Genomic DNA, 14,940 nt, shown 5'->3' with positions numbered 1-14,940 from the left:
TCAGGCGGGGTGCTCCGCCTCGACGAGGGTGAGTCCTCGGTCGAGCGCGGTGACGTCCTCGACGATCGTGCGCGCGATCGTCTGGGCGTCGAGCCCGATGCGGGCCAGGATCACGTCGCGCTTGGCGTGGTCGAGGAACTCCTGCGGAATGCCGTGCAGACGGACGGGCGTACGCACGCCCGCGTCGTTGAGCGTCTGGAGCAGCGTGGCACCGCAGCCGCCGACGCGGCCGTTGTCCTCGACACTCACCACGAGGCGGTGCTCGCGGGCGAGGTCGACGATCGCGGGGTCGACCGGCTTGACCCAGCGCGGGTCGACCACGGTCACCCCGATGCCCTGCGCGGTGAGGCGCGAGGCGACGTCGACGGCGGTCGTGCACATCGACCCGACGGCGACGACGAGCACGTCCTGCTCGCCGCTGCGGACCAGGACGTCGGCACCGCCGACGCGGTCGATCGCGGGCACGTCCTCGGGCGGCGGCCCCTTGGGGAAGCGGACGACCGTGGGCGCGTCGTCGACCAGGACGGCCTCGTCGAGCAGCTCGTGGAGCCGCGTGACGTCACGGGGCGCGGCGAGGCGCAGGCCCGGGACGACCTGGAGGATCGACATGTCCCACATGCCGTTGTGGCTGGCGCCGTCGTCGCCGGTGACGCCCGAGCGGTCGAGGACGAAGGTCACGCCGCACCGGTGCAGCGCGACGTCCATCAGCACCTGGTCGAAGGCGCGGTTGAGGAAGGTCGCGTAGACCGCGAACACGGGGTGCAGGCCGCCCATCGCGAGGCCCGCGGCCGAAGTGACGGCGTGCTGCTCGGCGATGCCGACGTCGAAGGTGCGCTCGGGGAACCGCTGCGCGAACACGTCGAGACCGACCGGGTGCATCATCGCGGCCGTGATGGCGACGACGTCGTCGCGACGCTCGCCGAGGTCGACGATCGCCTCGGAGAAGTGGTCGGTCCAGATCTTGCCCTTGGGCTTCTCCGCACCCGTCTGCACGTCGAACGGGCCGGGCGCGTGGAACTGGTCGGCCTCGTGCCGCAGCGCCGGGTCGTAGCCCTGGCCCTTGCGGGTGATCGCGTGGACGATCACAGGACCGTTGAAGCGCTTGGCGTTGGTCAGCGCCTGCTCCATCGCCGCGCGGTCGTGCCCGTCGACGGGACCGACGTACTTGAGGCCGAGGTCCTCGAACAGGCCCTGGGGCGCGAGGGCGTCCTTCATGCCCTTCTTGACCGCGTGGAGGGCGTCGTACGCCGCGTGCCCGACGCCCGGCACCTGGTTGAGGCGCTTCTTGACCAGGTCGAGGACCTGCTCGTAGCGCGGGTTGGTGCGCAGCGACGTGAGCGCCGTGGCGAGGCCGCCGATCGTCGGGGTGTAGGAGCGCTCGTTGTCGTTGACCACGATCACGAGGCGGCTGTTCCGGGCGATCGCGATGTTGTTGAGGGCCTCCCACGCCATGCCGCCGGTCAGCGCGCCGTCGCCGATGACGGCCACGACGTGGCGGTCCTCGCCGCGGATGGCGTAGGCCTTGGCGAGGCCGTCGGCGTAGGACAGCGAGGTCGACGCGTGGGAGTTCTCCACGATGTCGTGCTCGGACTCGGCCTGGCTGGGGTAGCCGCTGACGCCGCCCTCCTTGCGGAGCGTGCCGAAGTCGGCGTGCCGACCGGTGACGAGCTTGTGCACGTAGGACTGGTGGCCGGTGTCGAAGACGACCCGGTCACGCGGCGAGTCGAAGACCCGGTGGATGGCCAGCGTCAGCTCGACCACGCCGAGGTTGGGACCGAGGTGGCCGGAGTTGGTCGCCACCGTGCGGATCATCACGTCCCGGATCTCGGCAGCCAGCTCGTCCAGCTGCTCCGCAGAGAGGTCGCGCAGGTCGCGCGGGGAGGCGATCGAGTCGAGGAGGGCCATGGGGCCTGAGTCTATTTCATGCCAGGTCGTGGACGGCCACCGACGGCTCGTGGAGGCTCCCCATCCACACCCTCCCGTCGTGCTCCCGCACGCCGGTGACCATGTGGTAGCCCGGCCCGTGGTCCGGCTGCGCGAGGTCGAGGTCGTGCACCAGCCGGCCGTCGTCGGCGTACGCCTGCACGCGGATCGTCTGCTTCGGCTTGGGCTGCAGCGCCTCGGGGATCTTGGTGACCGCGCGGCGCAGGACCAAGGGGGCGTGGCCGAGGCGTTCGACGAGGCCGTCGACCGGGCTGGCGACGGCCACCCAGATGAGCCCGTCGCTGCCGAGGCTGATGTTGTCGGGGTAGCCGGGCAGGTCGGTGACCAGGTGGTCGCGCTCCCCCGCCCGCGGGCCGCTCAGCCACAGGCGTACGACGGTGCGCCCGCGGCACTCGGCGACGCAGACGAACGACTCGTCGGCCGCGAGCGCGACCCCGTTGGCGAAGCGCAGGCCGTCGAGGACGACGGTGACCGTGCCGTCGGGGTCGCGGCGGAGCAGCCGACCGGTGCGGGTGTCCTGGACGAAGTCGTCCTTCCACTGGTCCACGCCGAAGTGCAGCGAGGAGTCGCTGAACCAGATCGTGCCGTCGGCGGCGACGGCAGCGTTGTTGCAGAACCTCATCGGTTCGCCGTCGACGCGGTCGACCAGCACCTCGACCGTCCCCTCGGCCTGGTCGACCCGCAGCAGCCCGCGCTGGGCGTCGCACACCAGCAGGTGACCGCTGGGGAGGATCTCGAGACCGAGCGGGCGACCGCCGGTGTCGGCGACGAGCCGGGTGCTGCCGGTCGCGGGGTCGATCGCCCATATCGCGCCGTCCTCCGTGCCGGTGTGGACGCCGCCGTCCGGGGAGACGACCACGTCCTCGGCGCCCATGGACGGGACGGGGTGCACGGTCAACGAGGTCGAGGAGGTCATGGCGCCATGGTGGCGTAGAGATCGCTGTCGAGGAAGGCCGGGACGATGTCGAGGGCGGCGGCGCTGAGGTCGAGGCCCCGGGCGGCCTCGGGGTCCACGAAGACGATCTGCCGTCCCTCGCGGCAGTCGATGTCGGCGTCGGCGAGGTCGGTGGCGGCGACGAAGACCTGCATCACGTCCCACGTGCCGTAGGCCTCGCGGTGGTCGACCACGAACTCGCGGAACAGGCGCAGCCCGCCAGCCCGGAGGCGTACGCCGGTCTCCTCCTCCAGCTCGCGGTGGGCGGCCGGCTCGAAGTCCTCGCCGGGGTCGACGTGCCCGCCCGCGAGGCCCCACTTCTCGGGGTCGATGCGGGGGTGCTCGTCGCGCTCCTGGAGCAGGATCCAGCCGCGCCGGTCGACGAGGATGACGCCCGCGAAGCGGCGCGGGTCGGGGCCGGGGTCTGGTGCGGAGGCAGGCATCGGGCGACCCTAGCCACCCCTCACATCCGGACCCGGAAGCGACGCCCGCGCAGGGCGTCCTCGACGAGACCGACCTCGCGGCGTACGGCCTGGAGGCGGGCGTCCTCGAGCTGGAAGGTCTGCACGGCCGCGAGCACGACCGCCTCGGTGGCGACGTCCTTCAGGTCGCCGCGGATCTCGCTCAGTCCGCGCCTCGTCGCCAGCTGCTGCGCCTCGACGTGAAGCACGGCGAACCGGGCCAGCACCACGACGTGGCGCCGCAGCCCGGGGAAACGGCGGTAGTCGGGCGGGCACAGGTCCAGCAACCAGCTGGCCGCGGTCGCCTCCCAGTCCGGCGCGTCTGGTGGGCGCACCTGCCGCGGCCAACCGGGCGGCGCCACGCCGCGATGCCCCTCGGGCGGGGTCGGGCGCTGACGTGGCTGCGGCGCGGGGAACACCGGACCAGTCTATCGAACGTCTGTTCGATCGAGGTGGGCCAGGACCCTCCAGTCGCGCTCTCGATCTCGGTGCGCTCGGCAGCGACGGGAAGAGTGGGGAAGGACGTCCTCGACATGGCACGACGATCCTCCCCCCTGTGACGCGTCGCGACTGTCAGCCCGCCAGGAACGACCAGCGCACCTCGCGCTCGGCGTTGTCGACGTTGAGGTCCACCAGGCAGATGCTCTGCCAGGTGCCGAGGGCGAGCCGACCGCCCAGCACGGGGACCGTCGCGTGGGGCGGCACGATCGCCGGCATGACGTGGGAGCGACCGTGCCCGGGCGAGCCGTGGCGGTGCCGCCAGCGGTCGTCGGCCGGGAGCAGGTCGCCGAGGGCGGCGAGCAGGTCGTCGTCGGAGCCCGCCCCGGTCTCGATGATCGCGATCCCGGCGGTCGCGTGCGGCACGAAGACGTGCAGCAGTCCGTCGCCGCGTCCGGCCACGACCTCAGCGGCGTCCCGGGTCAGGTCGAGCACGACCTCGTCACCGCCCGTGCGGTAGGTCCTGGTCTCACTTCTCATCGCGCAGCGCCTCCTCGATCCGCTCGACCTTGGCGGTGAGCTGCCCGTCGTACCCCGGGCGGATGTCGGCCTTGAGCACGAGTCCGACGCGCGGGGACACCTCGGCGACGACGTCGACGGCGCGCTTGACCACCGCCATCACCTCGTCCCACTCCCCCTCGATGTTGGTGAACATCGCGTTGGTCTCGTGGGGCAGCCCGGACTCCCGCACGACCCGCACGGCCGCGGCGACCGCCTCGGTGACGGACCCCGTCGGGTCACTGGACATGGGCGAGAGCGAGAAGGCCACGATCATGCTGACACGCTAGTCGTGGGCCCGGGGCAACGGCGTCCGGCCCCGACCGTACGGCCTGGGGGTCGACGTCCCCTCAGGCGTTGGCGCCCTCGCCCGGGAGCGCGCCCTGCGGGTCGGGGGTGCCGCCCTGGCAGCTGGCCCCGAACTCCGGTGCGGTGTGCCCGTCGCCGTACTCCTCGAGGAAGAGACCGAGCCGCTCGTCGTCGGCCCCGTCGAGACGGAGCTGGGCGCCCCAGACGGTCACCACGACCGGCGAGGGCAGGCCCACGCGCGGCGACATGATGCCGTTGTCGGGCAGCTGTTCGGCCAGCGCCTCGACGTCCGCGGCGGGAAGGCCGGGGTCGTGGGTGATCCAGACGGTGCCGTGCTCGAGGTCGTGGACGGCGTTCTCCTCGCGGACCGGCTCGTCGTAGACGCCGCACGCCAGCCAGACAGGCGCGTGGGCGCCGCCGGCGGGCGGGTCCTGCGGGTAGGTGACGTCGCCGGTCGAGTGCGCCCGGTCGGCGATCTCCCACGTCTCGACGAGGCTGAGGTCGAGGGCACGCTGCTCCTGCTCGTCGCCGCGGACCACCCGGTCGACCAGCGGCGCGACGAGGGCCGCGCCGAGCACGAGGGCGGCGGCGACGCTCGCCAGCACGAGCGGCAGTCGTCTCGGCTGGCCGTCGGCGTCGTTCACCGCGTCAGGCTACCGGCGCCCTCCTCGGCGGGGAGCGCCTGCCTCAGCCTCGCCAGCCCGTCGCGGGCCTGCGACTTCACTGTCCCGGGTGCGATCTCGAGCGTTGCGGCGATCTCGGCCTCGGAGAGCCCTTCGTAGTAGCGCAGCACGAGGACCGCCCGTTGCCGCGCCGCGAGGCCGGCCAGCGCGGAGCGTACGGCGATCAGCTCGGCGTGGTCCGGGGCGTCAGCCAGCTGCTCGGGCAGCACGTCGGTGCTCTCCTCGCGCCAGCGCCGGCGGCGCCAGCGGGAGACGTTGGCGTTGACCATGGTCCGGCGGACGTACGGCTCGGGGTTGTCGCGGATGCGCCGCCACTGCGGCACGACCTTGACCAGCGTCGTCTGCACGAGGTCCTCGGCGTCCTGCGCGTGCCCGGTGAGGAGGTACGCCGTGCGTAGCAGCGCGGCCTGCCGGGCGAGGACGTACTCGGTGAAGCCGTCAGGCGCGGACACGCCGGCTCCTGACCCGTACGGCGATCCGCCAGCCCACGAACGCCGCGGCCAGGAGCCCCAGGCCGACCAGGCGGGGGTCTGGGGCGAACGGTGCACCGGGGGCCTCGATGACGTCCCCGGCCCAGGCGTCGGCAGCGAAGACCGGCACATTGCCCACGATGTCGAGGCGCGCACTGAGGGCCCCGTCGGTCACGTCGACGAGCGACGCCTGGGTCGTGTCGCGCAGTCCGTCGCTGTCACGATCCGCTGCCGACGCGACGACGACCTCGGTCGGCGAGCGCCACCCCAGCACCACCTCCGCCTCCACGGGTTCGACCGGCTCCATCACCGCACGGCCGCCCTCGAGGGTGCCGGCCAGCAGCGGCAGAGCCGTCAGGAGCGATCGGGCGCCACGACCTTGCTCCATCCCGGCGACCCGGCTTCCGTCGGGAGACAGGAACGGAGTGCTGATCGCCTCGTCGGTGACGAACCTGAGCCTGCGCACTGATCCTGCCTCGTCGACACGCCAGGCCTCGGTGGCCACGGTGCCGCTGGCGGCGAGGAAGCCACCTGCGTCCTGGGTGGCCGTGGTGAGACTGGCGTCGTCTGCGAACGGTCCCTCCACCGGCCCCGGGATCGAGCCCCATCGCCACGCGCGCGTGCCGATCCGCGCACTGTTCTGGTCGGCATCGCGGTAGGCGCCCTGGGTGAACCACAGGGTGTCGCCCGCCCAGGCAAGACCGACCGTCATCAGCCCGTGCCCGGTTGCCGGGTCCCAGGCCCGCTGTTCGCCGGTGACGAGGTCGAGGACGTTCAGGCCCGTCGGGGCTGACGGCTGCCCGTCCGAACGCTCACCGGCGTCGCTGGTCGACGCCCAGTAGGCCAGCTTGGTGCCGTCGCGAGACAGCACGGCCTGGTCGGCGGCGGACTCTGCGACGGGCAGGTCGAGGAAGCGCGACTCACCGGTGGCCGCCGAGACGCCCCAGAGGACGGTCCGGTCCGACAGCAGGCCGGACCTCGTGCCGACGCCCACGGCAGACAACCGCCCGGGCGCGGACGGGAACGCAGGCTCCCAACCGCCCGGCTGCCGGACCACGTCCGGGAGCACCATCCGGTCCGCGGAGCCCGCCGGCTCGACGCGCTGCGCGCGCTCGACGAGCATCGGCGTGGCCGTCGTGCCCAGGAGCCCGACGGCCACGAGAGCGGCGAGCGCCGCACCGAGGCGTACGCGGTGCCGACGGCGACCGTGCGTCCAGACCGCGTCCGGGTCGATGGCGCCGCCGGGCGCGCGAGCGGCCAGGCGCTCGAGCCGGTCGACGACGTCGGCGGGCGGTGCGGACATGCGGAGCTCCTCGGGTGGGTGGACAGCCTCACACGTCCACACGCCACGAGATGCCGATTCGGAGGGGTCCGGGTCTCGATGCGTCCGCTCGCTGGCGCTCGCGGACTACTCGACCACCGAGCGGGCGAGCGCGGCCCGGACGACCTCGGCGCGCGCGGCGAGCTCCTCGGGCGGTGTGGCCGGGAGCATGTCGGCCCAGACCGGCAGGTTGGACCCGCGGAGCTGGAGCACGCCGAGGGGACGGGCGAGCAGGGTCACCGAGAGGTGGCCGGTGCCGTTCTCCCACTTGTTGATGTGCACGTTGCCGACGCCGTCGAGCGCGCGCAGTGCGGCGTACGTGCGACCGACCAGCCGGCCCAGCTCCACGTGCCCGTCGTCGTCCAGCGCGTCGAGCACCTCGTGCGTGCGGGACACGACGTTGGCCACGAACGGCAGCGACGTGCCGCCCGGGCGGATCACGGCGAGCCGCTCCCCCGTGTGCAGCACCAGGTCGTCACGACCGAGGGCCGTGCACGTCTTGCAGTCCTCCGGCGCCTTGCGGCGATCCGGCTCGGGGTCGGCGTAGTCGACGAGCGGACGCGGCCGCAGGCCGTCGCGCTCGAAGGGGAAGACCTCCCAGTCGACCATGCCGCCGAGCGGCAGGCGGCCGCCGTCCCCACCATCGGTGGAGTCGGCGGCCGCCTGTGCCCTCGTGAGGAACTCGCGCAACGTCAGCCCTTGAGCAGGCTGCGAAGGACGTACTGCATGATCCCGCCGTTGCGGTAGTAGTTCGCCTCGCCCGGGGTGTCGATGCGGACGGTGGCCTCGAACTCGCTGGTCTCGCCGTGCGCCTGGTCGGTGCCTGGCGCCGGCTCGACCTTGACGGTCACCGTCTTGGGCGTGGTGCCGTCGTTGAGCTCGGTGATGCCGGAGATCGAGATGATCTCGGCGCCGGTGAGCCCCAGGTCGTCGGCGGTCTTGCCCGCGGGGAACTGCAGCGGGATGACGCCCATGCCGATGAGGTTCGAGCGGTGGATGCGCTCGTAGGACTCGGCGATGACGGCCTTCACACCCAGGAGCGCCGTGCCCTTGGCGGCCCAGTCGCGCGAGGAGCCGGAGCCGTACTCCTTGCCGGCGAGGACGACCAGCGGGGTGCCTGCTGCCTGGTAGTGCTCGCTCGCCTCGTAGACGCTGGTGACCTCGCCGTCGGCGGTGAAGTCGCGCGTCACGCCACCCTCGGTGCCCGGCGCGAGCTGGTTGCGCAGGCGAATGTTGGCGAACGTGCCGCGGATCATGACCTCGTGGTTGCCGCGGCGCGAGCCGTAGGAGTTGAAGTCGCGCTGCTCGACGCCGTGCTCGGCGAGGTAGTGGCCCGCCGGGCTGTCCTTCTTGATGGCACCGGCCGGGCTGATGTGGTCGGTGGTCACCGAGTCGCCGAGCTTGAGGAGCACGCGGGCGCCGACGATGTCGGTGACCGGCTCCGGCTCGTCGGGCATGCCGTCGAAGTAGGGGGGACGCCGCACGTAGGTGGAGTCCTCGTCCCACTCGAAGATGTTGCCCTCGGGCGTCGGCAGCGACTGCCAGCGCTCGTCGCCTGCGAAGACGTCGGCGTAGGACGAGCCGAACATGTCGGCGGTGATCGCGTGCGCGATCGTCTCCTCGATCTCCTGCGGGCTGGGCCAGATGTCCTTGAGGAACACGTCGTTGCCGTCGGTGTCCTGACCCAGTGGGTCGCCGAACAGGTCGACGTCCATCGAGCCGGCGAGTGCGTAGGCCACGACCAGCGGCGGGGACGCGAGGTAGTTCATCTTCACGTCCGGGTTGATCCGGCCCTCGAAGTTGCGGTTGCCCGAGAGCACCGAGACGACCGCGAGGTCGGCCTCGTTGACCGCGGCGGAGACCTCGGGGATCAGCGGACCGGAGTTGCCGATGCAGGTCGTGCAGCCGTAGCCGACGAGGTTGAAGCCGAGCTTGTCGAGGTACGGCGTGAGGCCGGCACGCTCGTAGTAGTCGGACACGACCTTGGAGCCGGGGGCGAGGGAGGTCTTGACCCACGGCTTGCGGGTCAGGCCCTTGTCGACGGCGTTCTTGGCGAGCAGCGCCGCGCCGATCATCACGCTCGGGTTGGAGGTGTTGGTGCACGAGGTGATCGCGGCGATCGTGACGGCCCCGTGGCCGATCTCGAACTCCTGGCCGTCGAGACTGACGGTCGCCTTGGCGTCCTTGTCCTCGGTGTAGTCGGCGAGCGCCTTCTGGAAGCTCTCCTGCGCCTTGGTGACCTCGACGCGGTCCTGGGGACGCTTCGGACCCGCCAGCGACGGGACGACCGTGGACACGTCGAGCTCGAGGCGCTCGCTGTAGCGCGGCTCGGCGCTCGGGTCGTGCCAGAGGCCCTGCTCCTTGGCGTACGCCTCGACGAGCGCGAGCTGCTCCTCGGAGCGGCCCGTCATGCGCAGGTAGTCGACGGTCTGCTCGTCGATGGGGAAGACGGCGATGGTGGAGCCGAACTCGGGGCTCATGTTGCCGATGGTGGCGCGGTTGGCGAGCGGCAGCGCGGAGACGCCCTCGCCGTAGAACTCGACGAACTTGCCGACCACGCCGTGCTCGCGGAGCATCTCGGTGATCGTGAGGACGAGGTCGGTGGCGGTCGAGCCCTCGGGCAGCTCGCCGGAGAGCTTGAAGCCGACCACGCGCGGGATGAGCATGGAGACCGGCTGGCCGAGCATCGCGGCCTCCGCCTCGATGCCGCCCACGCCCCAGCCGACCACGCCGATGCCGTTGACCATCGTGGTGTGGGAGTCGGTGCCGACGCAGGTGTCGGGGTAGGCCACGCCGTCGCGCACCATGACCACGCGGGCGAGGTGCTCGATGTTGACCTGGTGGACGATGCCGGTGCCCGGGGGGACGACCTTGAAGTCGTCGAAGGCGCCCTGGCCCCAGCGGAGGAACTGGTAGCGCTCGCGGTTGCGCTCGTACTCGATCTCGACGTTGCGCTCGAAGGCGTCGGCGGAGCCGAAGACGTCGGCGATGACGGAGTGGTCGATGACCATCTCGGCCGGCGCGAGGGGGTTGATCTTGGTGGCGTCGCCGCCGAGCTCGGCCATGGCCTCGCGCATGGTGGCGAGGTCGACGACGCAGGGGACGCCGGTGAAGTCCTGCATGATCACGCGGGCGGGCGTGAACTGGATCTCTTGGTCGGGGTTCGCGTCGGCGTCCCAGCCGGCGATCGCCTTGATGTGGTCGGCCGTGATGTCGGCGCCGTCCTCGGTGCGGAGCAGGTTCTCCAGCAGCACCTTCAGCGAGAAGGGCAGGCTCTCGACGTCGAGGCCCTCTCCCTTGACCGCGTCGAGGCGGTAGATCTCGTAGGACTGTCCGTCCACGTCCAGGGTGCCCTTGGCACCGAAGCTGTCCTGACTGGCCATCAGCCACATCTCCTCGGGAGTTCGCGGGTTCGCATCCATCTTGCCGTCGTCCGGGAGCGGACGGGAAGGCAGGCGACCCTTAGTTCTGACATCGCAGTATCTTGACGTCAAGATATCACACGGCTCCCGCTCCCCCGATAGCCTCCCGGCGTGCCGACCCTCCTCCACCTCAACGGCCCGTCGGGCGTCGGCAAGTCGACGCTCGCCCGCGCCCACGCCGCCGCCCACCCGGGCACGCTGCTCTGCGACATCGACGAGCTGAGGTCCTGGGTCTCCGGGTGGGAGGACGACTTCGTTGGCACCGGCGAGGCGGTCCGCGCGTCGGCGCTGGCCCTGATGACGGCCTACCTCCGCACCGGCCGTGACGTGGTCCTCCCCCAGCTCATCGTGACGCCCGCCCAGGTCGAGCGGTTCGAAGCGGCCGCGGCGGAGGCGGGGGCGGCGTACGTCGGGGTGGTGCTGGACGTCGCACCAGAGGTGCTGCTCGAGCGCCTCCACTCGCGCGAGGTCACGCCCGTCACGGCTGTCGTCTCGCGGATCATCGAGGAGCGCGGCGGTGACGAGCTGGTGCTCGAGGGGCGTCGGCAGCTGCTCGATCTGGCACCGGCACACGGCTGGGCAGTGGTCGACGCGAGCGAGACCGGGTCTGCGCTGGTCGCGCTGGCGCGCGCCGTACGCCCGTGAGCCTGTCGGCGGGTCAGTCGATGCCGGCCATCTGGTCGAGGCGTTGCAGCAGGTCGTGGGCCGCGAGCTCGACCGCCTTGTGCCGCCACTCCGCGGCGCGGTAGACGCACGCGATGAGCCCGCTGCGGTGGACCCGCCGCAGGTCGCCGTAGACGAACGCGTAGCGGGCCTTGGTGTGGTCGTTGGCGCCCTCGGTCAGGCCGAGGTGCCAGGCGGCGTAGTCGTCCCACGAGTGCCGCTCGAGGTAGGCGTTGTCCGCGTCCGCCCTCGGCTGCACCTCGCCCCAGTCGCTGTCCAGGACGTACTGCCGGGCATCGATCAGCCGGCGGGCGTGGGTGACAGCGGCGTCGTTGACGGCGTACCTGGCCATGCCGCCACCCTGCCAGACTCAGAAGCCGAGCAGCTTGCCGAACGCTGAGAAGAAGGTGTTGAAGGTCCGCGCGATCGGGTTGCTGGGCCCCTGGGCGCTGGACTTCTGCCAGAGGAACGGGTGCGGGCCCGAGAACTCGTCGTCGACCAGCGGGGTCCGGCCCCACAGGTACGGCCAGAACACCTCGGTCCGGTTGACGCCCACGGACAGCCTGGAGTCGAAGCCCATCACGAGGTGCTGCTCCATCCGGGTGGACCTGCCGCGGGGGCTCGTCGTCACGACGTCGCCGTGGCCCTGGACGATCAGGCTGCCGGTGCCCGAGAACAGGATGTAGCGCACCTGCCACGTGGCGAAGGACTGGATCCCCCAGCGCCAGCGCGTCTCGAGCTCCGGTGTCCCGATCACCCCCACGACGTGCCGGGGCCGCATCACCAGCCCCGGGTGGTTCGCGAAGTCGATGCGCATCAGGTACGAGTCCGGGTCGTCCGGCGTGGACAGCGTCGCTGCGGTGACACGCTCGTCACCCGTGACGCGGCTCAGGCCGAAGAGTCCTGCGGCATAGCTGATGAACGGCGACGACCAGTCGTAGAGGAGGTCGCTCCGGATCCGGCCCTGCACCGGCCGCACGTGCTCCGAGCGCGCGGACAGGACCTCACCGGGGCCGAGCTCGACCGTCAGCGTCCGCTCGGCCTCCGAGGTCCGGAGCACGCCGACGTCGCCCTCCGACCCGCTGGCCAGGTGGATCGGTCGGTGCGCCCGGTGGACCAGCGGCATCAGGACGAAGTAGCTGACCGTTCTGAGGACCGGAGGCAGGAGCAGCACGACGAGTGCGACCGCGGCCAGCCACCGCCACGACCGGGCCCACTGGTCGACGACCCACCCGACCCCGGACCCCTGGGTCTCCTCCAGGCTCCGCTCCTCCGCCTCCTTCTGGGCGAGCTCCGACTCGGTGGCTTCGATCTCCCTCTCGGACGACTCGAAGGCACCGTTCGCGCCGAGCTGCTCGAGCTGCTGCTGGGGCGTCAGGTCGGGATCGCGCAGCAACGCCGCATCGGCCTCTGCCCGGGCGAGGCTCGACTCGAGGGTGTCCAGTGCCTCTTGTGCCGTCTCGGCGGCACGCTCCTTGAGGTCGCACGTGTTGGGCACCAGGGGCAGGTTCTCGACGAGCTCCCGGAGGCGACTGCACTCATCACGTTCGTCGAGCTTCTCCTCGACCTCGGACCGCTGCTCCGCCACCTGGTCGCCCAGCGCCTCGATCTCGGCGTCGAGGGCGCCCCGCACCGAGGCGACCTCCTCACGCTGGGCCTCCGCGACCTCGTCCCTCAGCTGCTCGAGGTCCTGCTCCAGCGCAGCTCGCTCGGCCGCCACCTGCTTCAGCCGCTCGCGGTCCGTCACGGCCTCCTTGACCGCGGGGACCGCCGCCTGGACGAGCAGGTAGGCGAGAAAGAGGGCCAGCACGATGACGAGGAGCGCGCCCGTCTTCCTCAGGACGAAGCCGAGGACTGCCGAGACCAGACGCACCCGCCCGACTCTAGTTCGGGATGACGGGAGGCCGCGGCCGGTTCTCCCCCGAAGGTCCGAAGCACTCGACGTGGCGCCTCATCGGGAACAGGCTGGACCGGTGGTCACCGAGCACCCTGCCGAGGAGTTCTTCGCCGGGCACCCTGACGGTCGCGCCGTGGCGGCCGCGGTCGCGCGGGCGGTCGAGTCCGTCGGTCCCCACGAGGTACGGGTCTCCCGCAGCCAGGTCGCCTTCCGCCGCCGCACCGGGTTCGCCTACCTGCGGCGTCCCGGGCAGTACGTCGCCAGCGACGTCCCCGCCGTCCTGTCGATCGCCTTCCCGCGGGAGGTCGCGAGCTCGCGGTGGAAGGAGGTCGTCCATCCCGCCCCGCGCACCTGGATGCACCATCTCGAGCTCCGTACGCCCGGTGAGGTGGACGCCGAGGTGCGGGAGTGGCTCGGCGAGGCGTACTCAGCAGCCGGGTGACGGCTGCCTCAGCGCCCCGTCCTGCCGGGACGGCTGCGCACCCAGACCCGGGACGAGTCGGGGTCGGTCTCGGCGCCGGCGTTCCACACCAGGAGCGCGTGGCCGTCGGGCGCGATCGCGGGCGCGCCGAGGAAGCCGTCGACCCCGGCGGCGGACAAACGCACGACCCGGCCCCAGCTGCCGTCGCGGCTGCGGTGGGCCGCCTCGATCGGGTGGTCGTCCCCCGCGACCGAGTCCCAGGCCACCACCGCCTCGCCTGCGCCGTTGGCCACGACCTGCATGCCGTAGTAGACCGTCACCTCGGGGCGGAGACGGGTGCGTGTCACCAGTCCCACCCGCGAGACCGAAGCGGTCCATGCGCTGTTGCGCCGGTCGGTGAAGACGACGATCGCCTCCCTGCGGCCGAGCCCGACGTCGACCCAGCTCGCCGGCCGTGCGCCCCGGACCAACGCCGGGGACGACCAGCGCGACGAGGGCGATGCGTGGCGTACGGCGATGCCCTCGGCCTCCGGGGAGCGGAACGGGTAGGCCACCACCACCCGCCCGGACGGGAGACCCGCCAGCTGCGGCACGCCGGCACGCTCGCCCACGGCGCTCAGCCTCTCGACGGCCCCCCAGTCCTCGCCGGTGGTCCGCGAGACGGCACGCACCGACCAGGCACGACCCTGGCGCTCGCCCCACGCCGCGGTCATCCGACCGGCGCGGTCGACGAAGACCTCGGGGCGGATGCCGAGCGCGCCGACGGACGACATGGTCCACGCGGGAGCCCAGGGCCCCGCTGCGTCACGGGCGACCACCTGCGCGACCGGTTCGGCGTACGGCGGGGCCTCGTCGTCGTCCATGGTCTCCCAGGCCACGACCGTGGCGCCCGTGGCGTTGACGGCGAGCCGCAGGTAGGCCGGGCGCGTCCCCAGCGGTCCGCCGGGAGTGCGGTGCAGGACGACGGGCCGGGTCGTGGACCCGTCGGGCAGCAACCTCGCGGTCAGCACCCGTCTGCCCACCGTCCACGCCAGCCGGACCCGCCCGCGCGCGTCCGCGGCGACCTCCGCCTCGACGACCTGACCGGTGCCCGGGACCACGCCCGGGCGTGACCAGCTGCCGTCACGTCGCTGCCGCGCGACCAGCAGCCGGGTGCGGTCGTCCGTCCAGCGCACCCAGGTGGCCACGCCCCTGCCCTCGGCCAGGCTCACCTCGAGGTCCCAGACGTCGGCGCCGCTGCGGGTGAGCGGTACGGCCGCCTCCCAGCCGTCGGCATCGGTACCGGCAGCGGGTGCGGCCAGCGCACCTGCCGCCAAGGCCAGCGAGACCCCGGCGATCTTGACGGCTCTCATCGTGCCCTCCCGTACGTCGTGCAGACACTCCAAGTGGAGCCGCCGGCACCCGTCGCGACAAGGGTCG

General features: G+C 72.2%; 16 protein-coding genes. 2 read left to right on the top strand and 14 right to left on the bottom strand.

The annotated features are described in order from the left end of the window. From dxs to acnA, 11 genes are all read right to left on the bottom strand, one after another. A complete protein-coding gene (dxs, locus tag AC57BS_RS19590; protein ID WP_496413121.1) occupies positions 1–1,905 on the bottom strand; it encodes a 1-deoxy-D-xylulose-5-phosphate synthase in 1,905 nt (634 codons plus the stop codon). A 16-nt stretch (positions 1,906–1,921) separates the two neighbouring features. Then, on the bottom strand, positions 1,922–2,860 hold the full coding sequence (locus AC57BS_RS19585; protein WP_496413120.1) for an SMP-30/gluconolactonase/LRE family protein: 939 nt from the start codon (positions 2,858–2,860) through the stop codon (positions 1,922–1,924). Then, positions 2,857–3,321, bottom strand: coding sequence for an NUDIX domain-containing protein (locus AC57BS_RS19580; protein ID WP_496413119.1), 465 nt, complete (start codon positions 3,319–3,321; stop codon positions 2,857–2,859). Before AC57BS_RS19580 ends, AC57BS_RS19585 begins: the two co-directional genes overlap by 4 nt. A gap of 20 nt (positions 3,322–3,341) precedes the next feature. Continuing rightward, on the bottom strand, positions 3,342–3,758 hold the full coding sequence (locus tag AC57BS_RS19575; RefSeq protein WP_496413118.1) for a hypothetical protein: 417 nt from the start codon (positions 3,756–3,758) through the stop codon (positions 3,342–3,344). A 154-nt stretch (positions 3,759–3,912) separates the two neighbouring features. After that, entirely contained in the window at positions 3,913–4,317 is a 405-nt protein-coding gene (locus AC57BS_RS19570) for a YjbQ family protein (RefSeq protein WP_496413117.1), read from the bottom strand. Then, complete coding sequence (locus tag AC57BS_RS19565; RefSeq protein ID WP_496413116.1) at positions 4,307–4,612, bottom strand: thiamine-binding protein; 306 nt, start codon at positions 4,610–4,612, stop codon at positions 4,307–4,309. The genes AC57BS_RS19570 and AC57BS_RS19565 overlap by 11 nt, the downstream gene beginning before the upstream one ends. Before the next feature lie 73 nt (positions 4,613–4,685). Next, positions 4,686–5,288 carry a thioredoxin-like domain-containing protein gene (locus AC57BS_RS19560; protein ID WP_496413115.1) on the bottom strand — a complete coding sequence of 201 codons (603 nt, stop codon included), beginning with the start codon at positions 5,286–5,288 and terminating at the stop codon, positions 4,686–4,688. Beyond that, positions 5,285–5,779, bottom strand: a complete 495-nt coding sequence (locus AC57BS_RS19555; RefSeq protein ID WP_496413114.1) for a SigE family RNA polymerase sigma factor — start codon at positions 5,777–5,779, stop codon at positions 5,285–5,287. The genes AC57BS_RS19560 and AC57BS_RS19555 overlap by 4 nt, the downstream gene beginning before the upstream one ends. After that, positions 5,766–7,100, bottom strand: coding sequence for a hypothetical protein (locus AC57BS_RS19550; RefSeq protein ID WP_496413113.1), 1,335 nt, complete (start codon positions 7,098–7,100; stop codon positions 5,766–5,768). The genes AC57BS_RS19555 and AC57BS_RS19550 overlap by 14 nt, the downstream gene beginning before the upstream one ends. Positions 7,101–7,205: 105 nt before the next feature. Then, a complete protein-coding gene (locus tag AC57BS_RS19545; protein WP_496413112.1) occupies positions 7,206–7,808 on the bottom strand; it encodes a hypothetical protein in 603 nt (200 codons plus the stop codon). Positions 7,809–7,810: 2 nt separating this feature from the next. After that, positions 7,811–10,501 carry an aconitate hydratase AcnA gene (acnA, locus tag AC57BS_RS19540; RefSeq protein ID WP_496413111.1) on the bottom strand — a complete coding sequence of 897 codons (2,691 nt, stop codon included), beginning with the start codon at positions 10,499–10,501 and terminating at the stop codon, positions 7,811–7,813. 150 nt (positions 10,502–10,651) lie between these two features. On the opposite strand from acnA, the gene AC57BS_RS19535 reads away from it, so the two are divergent. Beyond that, a complete protein-coding gene (locus AC57BS_RS19535) occupies positions 10,652–11,185 on the top strand; it encodes an AAA family ATPase (RefSeq protein WP_496413110.1) in 534 nt (177 codons plus the stop codon). Between the two features lie 13 nt (positions 11,186–11,198). Here AC57BS_RS19535 and AC57BS_RS19530 read toward each other — a convergent pair whose 3' ends face one another. Together AC57BS_RS19530 and AC57BS_RS19525 are read right to left on the bottom strand one after the other, a co-directional pair. Then, positions 11,199–11,555: a hypothetical protein gene (locus tag AC57BS_RS19530; RefSeq protein WP_496413109.1), complete on the bottom strand. Its 357-nt coding sequence runs from the start codon at positions 11,553–11,555 to the stop codon at positions 11,199–11,201. 18 nt (positions 11,556–11,573) lie between these two features. After that, positions 11,574–13,076 carry a hypothetical protein gene (locus AC57BS_RS19525; protein ID WP_496413108.1) on the bottom strand — a complete coding sequence of 501 codons (1,503 nt, stop codon included), beginning with the start codon at positions 13,074–13,076 and terminating at the stop codon, positions 11,574–11,576. A 100-nt stretch (positions 13,077–13,176) separates the two neighbouring features. On the opposite strand from AC57BS_RS19525, the gene AC57BS_RS19520 reads away from it, so the two are divergent. Beyond that, positions 13,177–13,542, top strand: coding sequence for a DUF5655 domain-containing protein (locus AC57BS_RS19520; RefSeq protein WP_496413107.1), 366 nt, complete (start codon positions 13,177–13,179; stop codon positions 13,540–13,542). A gap of 8 nt (positions 13,543–13,550) precedes the next feature. Here AC57BS_RS19520 and AC57BS_RS19515 read toward each other — a convergent pair whose 3' ends face one another. After that, entirely contained in the window at positions 13,551–14,873 is a 1,323-nt protein-coding gene (locus AC57BS_RS19515; RefSeq protein WP_496413106.1) for a hypothetical protein, read from the bottom strand. Positions 14,874–14,940: the final 67 nt, after the last annotated feature.

Source organism: Nocardioides sp. BGA-UO-ETr-FS32 (assembly GCF_059567905.1).
Note: the sequence above shows the minus strand (reverse complement) of the source record. Positions and strands in the feature narration are given on the sequence as shown.